Genomic DNA, 1,100 nt, shown 5'->3' on the forward strand with positions numbered 1-1,100 from the left:
TAGGCCGCGTATTCGGTCGTGATCAATGGGTTCGGGTGAGGTCCTTGATCCAGATCATTGCGCCGCGGAGGTGAAGGCCGGCGAGGTAGCTTTCCGGGCTCTTGTCATACCGGGTCGCGATGCCTCGCCAGGCCTTCAGCTTGTTGATCAGGCGCTCGACGGTGTTCCGCTCCTTGTAGAGCTCGGCGTCGTGGCTGACGGGCCGGCCGCCCCGGCTGCCCTTCTTCTTCCGGTTGGCGACCTGGTCCTTCTTCTCCGGGATGACCGCCTTGATGCGGCGTTTGCGCAGGTGGGAACGGTTGCCGCGGGACGAGTAGGCCTTGTCCCCGGCGACCGCGCCGGGTCGGGTGCGGGGACGGCCGACGGGCCCGCGGACCCGGACCTTCTCCAGCACGGGGATGAACCGCGGGCTGTCCGCGGCCTGGCCCTCGGTCAGGATGAACACCAGCGGGCGGCACTTCCGCTCACCGGCAACGTGGATCTTGCTGGTCTGCCCACCCCTGGAGCGTCCGAGCAGGGCTTCCTTCAGCCGGAGCCTGCGCCGACGCCGGATGCGTCGCCGTTCTTCCCGTTTCGGGTCACCTGAGGCGACCCGCCCGTCTTGTTCCTCCGGGCCTCCCCCTTTTGCCGGGCCTTCTCCGCCTCCTCGGCGGCCTTCTCCAGGGCGGCCATGGTGTCGGAGTCGAGGTGCATCCCGGCAGCGTCGTGGTGAGCCCGCACGGTGGTGGAGTCCACGCCGACCAGGGACAAGTCCACCTCGCCGCGCTTCGCGGCTTCCGCGATCACGCCCTCCATCAGGGCTTCGAAGACACCGGCGTCCCGCCACTGCCGGAACCGATTGGAGACGGTCGACCACGCACCGAACTCCTTCGGCATCTCCCGCCACTGCCCGCCCGTCCGGAATCGCCAGATCACGCCCTCGAACTGCTGCCGCAGCCGCTCCGGGTACGGGCCGTACTCGCCGATCGGCAAGTACGGCTCGATCAACACCCACTCCGCATCCGTCAGTTGCGCTCGCGTCACACACCACGGTCTACCGGATCAGGACCCGCCGCGAAGGTGAATCACACAGATTGATCACGACCGAATACGCGCCCTAG

At 67.9% G+C, this 1,100-nt stretch carries 1 pseudogene; it reads right to left on the reverse strand.

The features are described 5' to 3' along the window. Positions 1–22: 22 nt before the first annotated feature. Positions 23–1,023 (reverse strand): annotated as a pseudogene (locus ACIP82_RS37835) (IS5 family transposase). Between the last annotated feature and the right edge of the window lie 77 nt (positions 1,024–1,100).

The organism is Kitasatospora sp. NPDC088548 (genome assembly GCF_044753005.1).
GTDB lineage: Bacteria > Actinomycetota > Actinomycetes > Streptomycetales > Streptomycetaceae > Kitasatospora.